Raw genomic sequence first — 6353 nt, 5'->3', positions numbered from 1 at the left:
CACGCGACCACCCGGGCGCCACGACGGGCCGCGGGGTCAGCGGCCCCGCAGCCGCTCGACCGCCTCGGCGATCTCGACGACGTCGGCGTACTTGGCGTCGAGGTCGGCGAGGTTCGCCGAGTGCAGCGCGGGGGTGCGGTCGGCACAGGCCGCCCCGACGACCTGCGGCGCGAACCCGTGGGTGAGCGCGTCGGTGGCCGTGGCCCGCACGCACCCCGACGTCGACACCCCGCAGACCACGACGGTGTCGACGCGGCGGGCGTGCAGCGTCGCCGCCGCCGAGGTGCCGGCGAACGCCGAGGCGTACTGCTTCGTCACGACCACGTCGCCGGCCGCGGGCGCCAGCGGCGCGGCGATCGCGCCCCAGTCGCCGTCGGCGCCGTCGGCGAACGCGGCGAGCGCGGGCACCTTGCGCACGAACAGGCCGCCGTCGGACAGGTCGGCCGCGTAGCGGACCTGCGTCCACAGCACCGGGCGGGCGCCGGCACGCGCCGCCTCGACTAGCTCCACGCACGCCGCCAGCGCCGGGCCCGGGTCCGGCAGCGCGAAGGGGCCGTCGGGCTCGGTGTAGGCGCGGACCATGTCGACGACGACCAGCGCGGGCGAGGCGCCCCAGCCGACCCGGCCGGAGAACGCCGCGCCGTGCGGTCCGGTCACGCCCGCACGTCCGCCGCGGCCCACCGCGGACGCGTCGGCGCCGGGAGCCCGGTCTCGGCCTCGCAGCGCTCCAGCAGTTCCTCGATCGGCGGGCCCATGTCGAAGACCGGCAGCTCCGCCGGCCGCGACGCGCGCAGCTCGTCGCGCAGGGTGGCGGTCGCGGCCGCGTCGACGGTCCCGTCCGCGGCGAGCACCACTCCGTAGCGGCGGGCGCCGTCGGCGGTGACCAGCCCGCGCCGCACCTCCAGCGCCACCAGCTCGGGGTCGCGCTCCAGCGGGTCGCCCCACCCGCCGCCGCCCCACGTCACGAAGTGCAGCACGTCGCCGGGGAACACCGGGACGTCGTGCACTTTCGAGGGCAGCACCTCGCGCGTGCCGTCCGCGCGGTCGATCCACTTCGTGCCGCGGGCACCCGGCGTGCCGCCGTTGACCCCCCACGGGTAGGTCAGCCAGCGGTCGTCGTGGATCGCGATGGTCCCGGGCTCGGCGAACGCGTAGGCGACGTCGACGCCGTTGCCGCCGCGGTGCAGCCCGGCGCCACCGGTGTCGGCGACGGTCTCCCAGCGCTCGATCCGCAGCGGGTAGTAGGACTCCAGGTACTCGCAGGGGATGTTGACGAAGCTGGGCCACAGGGAGTGGCCGTCGGGGCCGTCCCCGAGCGGGCGGCCGGGGATGCCCCCGAAGCCGATCGAGTAGAGCTGGAACCACTCGCCCTTCCGCTCGCCCGACGAGTAGTGGCCCGAGTACATGAAGTGCGGGGACGAGGAGAAGCCCGCGGCGTTGAGCAGGGCCGGGTTGGTCTGTCCGAGCAGGCCGCCGAACAGGTCGAACACCCGTCCGATGCCGTGGTTGCGGCCGTTGAGCGAGGCCGGGTGCTTGGGCTTCCAGTACGAGCCGTCGGGGATGGTGACGTCGACGAGCGGGTAGAAGCCGTCGTTCCACAGGATCTGCGGGTCGGCGACCGTGATCATGTAGATGCCGAAGAACATCCGGGTGAGGTTCTCGTTGATGTAGTAGTTCACCGGGCCGGCGGCCTGGGGGCTGGACCCGGTGAAGTCCAGGTGCACCTTGTCCCCGCGGCGGGTCAGCGAGAGCGTGAGCTCGTAGGGGCCGTAGCCGACGCCGTCGTCGCAGATGTAGTCGGTGAACGAGAGGGTCCTGCCCTCCTCGAACACCGTGGCCAGCAGCACCTTCATCGCGTCGTAGTTGCGCTGCAGCAGGGCGTCGAGCGCGGACAGGTAGACCGGGGTCCCGAACCGCTCGCACATCTCGGTGACGCGGCGGCCCGCCGTCCGGCAGGCCGCGACCAGGCCGTTGAGGTCGGCGCGGTTCCAGTCGGGCATCCGGACCTGGTTGAGGATGATGCGCAGCGCGTCCTCGTTGAGGGTGCCCTTCGAGTACAGCTTGAAGGGCGGGATGACCACGCCCTCCTCGTAGATCGTCCGGGCGTCGGTGGGCATCGAGCACGGCGTCTTGCCGCCGACGTCGGACATGTGCCCGAACATCGACGCCCAGCCGACGACGCGGCCGTCGTGGAAGATCGGCGTCACCACCAGCCAGTCGTTGGCGTGGCTGATCGCCGCCCCGCACGCGTACGGGTCGGAGGTGAGCAGGACGTCGCCCTCCTCGACGGTGTCGTCGAACCCGTCGAGGAAGTCGGGGATGGACAGCCCGAACTGGCCGACGACCATCTTGCCGCTCGGGTCGGCGATCAGCGGGAACTCGTCGTGCTGCTCGCGGATGCCCGGGGACAGTGCGGTGCGGAACAGCACCTCGTCCATCTCGTAGCGGGCGTTGCGCAGGCCGTTCTCGATCAGGTCGAGGGTGATCGGGTCGACGGCGTCGACGGGGACCTTCTCGACGGGCGCGGTGGCGGTCTCGACGATGCGTGCCATGTGTGCTCAGCCCTCTCGCACGGGGTTGATCAAGAGGCTGCCCGAGGGGTGCACGGTGGCGGCGTGGCCGGGCAGCACGAGGGTGGTGGAGTCCATCTCGGTGACGATCGCGGGCCCGCTGACGACGTCGCCGGCACGCAGCGTGACCCGGTCGTAGACGTGGGCCTCGACGGTCGCGCCGGAGATGTGGATCGGGTGGGTGTCGATCGGCGTCGGCGGGCCCTCGCTCGCGGCCAGCTCGGTCGCCGCGACGCCCGGTCGCGGACCGGTGACCGTCGCGCGCGCGTTGACCAGCTCGTGGTCGGTGGTGAGCAGGAAGGAGAACAGCCGCTCGTGCTCGGCGTCGAACGCCGCGGCCAGCGTGTCGAGCGCGGCGTCGCCGAGCTCGGTGACCTCGACCGGGATCTCGAATCCCTGGCCGTGGTAGCGCACGTCCACCTGGTAGGCGACCGTCTGGTCGGTGTCGGGGACGCCCTGCTCGGCGAGCCGCTTCCCGGCCTCGCCGCCCAGCTCGCGCAGGATCGCGGCGAGGTCGGCCGCGGTGAGGTCGGCGAACCGGCGCAGCACGGTGCGGGCCGACTCGCTGCGCGCGGACGTCGTGGCGTCGCCCAGCGCGCACAGCACCCCCGGCGACGGCGGCACGATCACCGGCCACGCCCCGGTGAGCTTGCCCAACGCGTTGGCGTGCAACGGACCGGCGCCGCCGAAGGCGACGAGCGCGAAGTCGCGGGGATCGAAGCCCTGCTGAACCGACACCAGACGCAGACCGCCGAGCATGTTCTCGTTGACGATGTCGACGATGCCCGCGGCGGCGGCCTCCACCGACAGCCCCATCGCGTCCGCGACGGTGCCCACCGCGGTGCGGGCGGCGTCGACGTCGAGGGTGATCTCGCCGCCGGCGAGCGTGGCGGGCAGGTAGCCGAGGACGACGTTGGCGTCGGTGACGGTGGGCTCGGTGCCGCCCTTGCCGTACGCGGCCGGGCCGGGCGCGGCGCCGGCGGACTGCGGGCCCACCCGCAGCGCCCTGGTCAGCTGCGGGACGTGGGCGATGGAGCCGCCGCCCGCGCCGACCGTCCGCACGTCGACGCTGGACGCGCGGACGGTGAGGTCGCCGACCTTGGTCTCGCGGCCGATCCGCGGCGCGAGGCCCTGGACGAGCGCGACGTCGGTGGACGTGCCGCCCATGTCGAAGGTGATGAGGTCGGAGTAGCCGCACTGCTCGGCGACCCACACCGCGCCCGTGACGCCGCCCGCCGGCCCGGACAGCAGCATGGTGACCGGTGAGGACTGGGCCGCCTCGGCCGAGGAGAGCCCTCCGTCGCTGCGCAGGATCGCCAGCTCGCCGGCCACACCGCCGTCGCGCAGCTTGCCCGACAGCGTCTCGACGTAGCGCTTGACCTGCGGCTGGACGTAGCCGTTGGCGACCGTGGTGACGGTGCGCTCGTACTCGCGCAGCTCCGGCAGCACGTCGCTGGACAGCGACACCGGCACCCCGGGCAGCACCTCGGCGGCGATCTCGGCAATCCGGCGCTCGTGCGCGGGGTCGGCGAAGGAGTTGATCAGCGAGACGGCCAGTGCCTCGATCCCGTGGCCGCGCAGCGAGGCGAGCCGGGCGCGCACGTCGTCCTCGTCGAGGGGGCGGACGACCGAGCCGTCGCTGGCGATGCGCTCGTCGACCTCGACCGTGTTCTCCAGCGCGGCCAACGGTTCCGGTTTGGGCCAGATGATCCAGCCGGCCAGGCCGCCGGGCACGTACGAGCGGGCGATCTGCAGCACCTGGCGGAACCCGCGCGTCGTCACGAGCCCGACGGTGGCGCCCTTGCCCTCCAGGATCGCGTTCGTCGCGACGGTCGTCCCGTGCAGCACCTGGCCGACGTCGGCCAGCGCGATGCCGGCGTCGGCACACACCTTGCCGATCCCGTTCAGCACACCCACGGCCTGGTCGGACGGCGTCGAGGCGGTCTTGGCCCGCCAGGTCGCGCCGCTGAGCTCGTCGACGAGCAGCACGTCGGTGAACGTGCCCCCGACGTCGACCCCGAGTCGGTAGGTCATCGCGTCTCCTCCTGTGGTTGTCGGGCGGCGTGTGCGGCGGCGTCCCGGGCGGCGCGCACCATGACGGCCCGGGCGTTGCGGATGTGGGCGGCCATGACCGCGCCGGCCCACTCGGGGTCCTCGGCGCGCATCGCGGCGACGATCTCGAGGTGGTGCCCGAGACTGCGGCGCAGGGACGCGACGTCGTAGGTGTGGAAGTTGCGCAGCACGATCGGCGCGCGCACGGCACCGGCCAGCGCGACGGCCAGCGCGGGTGCCGCGGCGATCGTCACCAGCCGCTCGTGGAAGTCGCGGTTGAGCGGGACGAGCGAGTCGAGGTCCTGGTCGGGCCCGGGGGAGCCGACGACGACCATCCGCTCGGCCATCGCGCCCAGCTCGTCGATCTCGGCCGTCGTGGCCGCGGCGGCGGCGAGGGAGGTGAGCCGCGGTTCGATGGTCGAGCGCAGGTGGAACACGTCGGCCAGCTCCTCGACGGTCCAGCTGGTGACCCGTGAGCCGCGGTTGGGCGTCGTCTCGACGAGGCCCTCGGCGGCGAGCCGGGACAGCGCCTCCCGGATCGGCGTGCGGCTCATCCCGAGGCGCTCGGCGAGCTCCGCCTCGCCGAGGCGGTCGCCGGGGGCGAACTCGCCTCGCAGGATCAGCTCGCGCACCGCCGCAGCGGCGCGCCCCGCCGACGTCGACGTCCCGGCGCGGCCCACCGGCTCTCCTCTCGTCTGAAGATTGTGTGCAAGGTATGGCCTCTGGCGGCCGTTGTCTACGGTCGATTGCCCGTAATGCATGCAAGAATGACTCCCGGTACTGACACCGATCCGAGGAGACACCGTGTCCGCTCCCGACCCGGCCGGTTCACCGCGACCCGCGGCCCGGCTGCGCGCCCTGCTCGCCGCGACACGGACCGAGGGGCCGCTCGTCGTGCCCGGCGCGTACGACGCGCTGTCCGCCCGCCTCGTCGGCCAGGCCGGCTTCGACGCGGTCTACATGACCGGCTTCGGCACCTCCGCCGCCCTGCTGGGCGGTCCCGACGTCGGCCTGCTCACCGGCACGGAGATGGTCGACAACGCCCGGCGGATCGCCGCGGCCGTCGACCTCCCGGTGATCGCCGACGCCGACACCGGCTACGGCAACGCCCTCAACGTGCACCGCACCGTCCGGCTCTACGAGCAGGCGGGTGTGGCGGGGATCCAGCTCGAGGACCAGGTCACGCCGAAGCGCTGCGGGCACATGAGCGGCAAGCAGGTCGTCGCGCTGCCGGAGATGCTCGGCAAGCTCCGGGCCGCGGTCGACGCGCGCCAGGACCCGGACACGGTGATCATCGCCCGCACCGACGCGGTCGCCGTCGACGGTGTCGACGCCGCGATCGACCGCGCCCGCGCGTTCAGCGACGCGGGCGCCGACGTGCTGTTCGTCGAGGCGCCGACGTCGGAACGCGACATCGAGCGGATCGCGTCCGCACTGGCCGGGACGGCGCCGCTGCTGTTCAACTGGGCCGAGGGCGGCCGGACCCCGCCGCTGCCGCTGGACCGGATCGCCGAGCTCGGGTTCGCCGTCGTCCTCTGTCCGATCGGCACGCTGCTCGCGGCGACGGCCGGCATCCGTGCGCTGCTGGCGACCCTGCGCCGCGACGGCACGCCGGTCGGCGCGCTGGCCGGGCTCCCCACGTTCGACGAGTTCACCGATCTCGTCGGCCTGCCCGAGGTCCGGGCGGCCGAGCAGCGTTACGCCTGAGCCGGCCCGTCGCGCCGGGGCGGG

Annotated in this window: 5 protein-coding genes; 1 reads left to right on the top strand and 4 read right to left on the bottom strand. The window is 73.7% G+C overall.

Translation table 11 applies throughout. From position 1 onward, the window contains the following. Positions 1 to 36: 36 nt before the first annotated feature. From PSD17_RS19215 to PSD17_RS19200, 4 genes are read right to left on the bottom strand one after another with little or no spacing between them, the layout of a single operon-like run. Positions 37 to 657, bottom strand: coding sequence for an isochorismatase family protein (locus PSD17_RS19215; protein WP_339123948.1), 621 nt, complete (start codon positions 655 to 657; stop codon positions 37 to 39). Beyond that, positions 654 to 2552: a hydantoinase B/oxoprolinase family protein gene (locus tag PSD17_RS19210; RefSeq protein WP_103381921.1), complete on the bottom strand. Its 1899-nt coding sequence runs from the start codon at positions 2550 to 2552 to the stop codon at positions 654 to 656. Before PSD17_RS19210 ends, PSD17_RS19215 begins: the two co-directional genes overlap by 4 nt. Before the next feature lie 6 nt (positions 2553 to 2558). After that, positions 2559 to 4604, bottom strand: coding sequence for a hydantoinase/oxoprolinase family protein (locus tag PSD17_RS19205; RefSeq protein WP_013676698.1), 2046 nt, complete (start codon positions 4602 to 4604; stop codon positions 2559 to 2561). Beyond that, positions 4601 to 5302, bottom strand: a complete 702-nt coding sequence (locus PSD17_RS19200; protein WP_339123945.1) for a GntR family transcriptional regulator — start codon at positions 5300 to 5302, stop codon at positions 4601 to 4603. The genes PSD17_RS19205 and PSD17_RS19200 overlap by 4 nt, the downstream gene beginning before the upstream one ends. A gap of 124 nt (positions 5303 to 5426) precedes the next feature. Here PSD17_RS19200 and PSD17_RS19195 point away from each other — a divergent pair, with 124 nt between their 5' ends. Next, the gene (locus PSD17_RS19195; RefSeq protein ID WP_013676696.1) at positions 5427 to 6329 is read left to right on the top strand and encodes an isocitrate lyase/PEP mutase family protein; all 903 of its coding nucleotides are present in this window, start codon (positions 5427 to 5429) and stop codon (positions 6327 to 6329) included. Positions 6330 to 6353: the final 24 nt, after the last annotated feature.

This window comes from Pseudonocardia sp. D17 (genome assembly GCF_036984265.1).
Classification (GTDB): Bacteria; Actinomycetota; Actinomycetes; order Mycobacteriales; family Pseudonocardiaceae; genus Pseudonocardia; species Pseudonocardia benzenivorans.
This window is presented reverse-complemented; position numbering and strand designations above follow the sequence as displayed.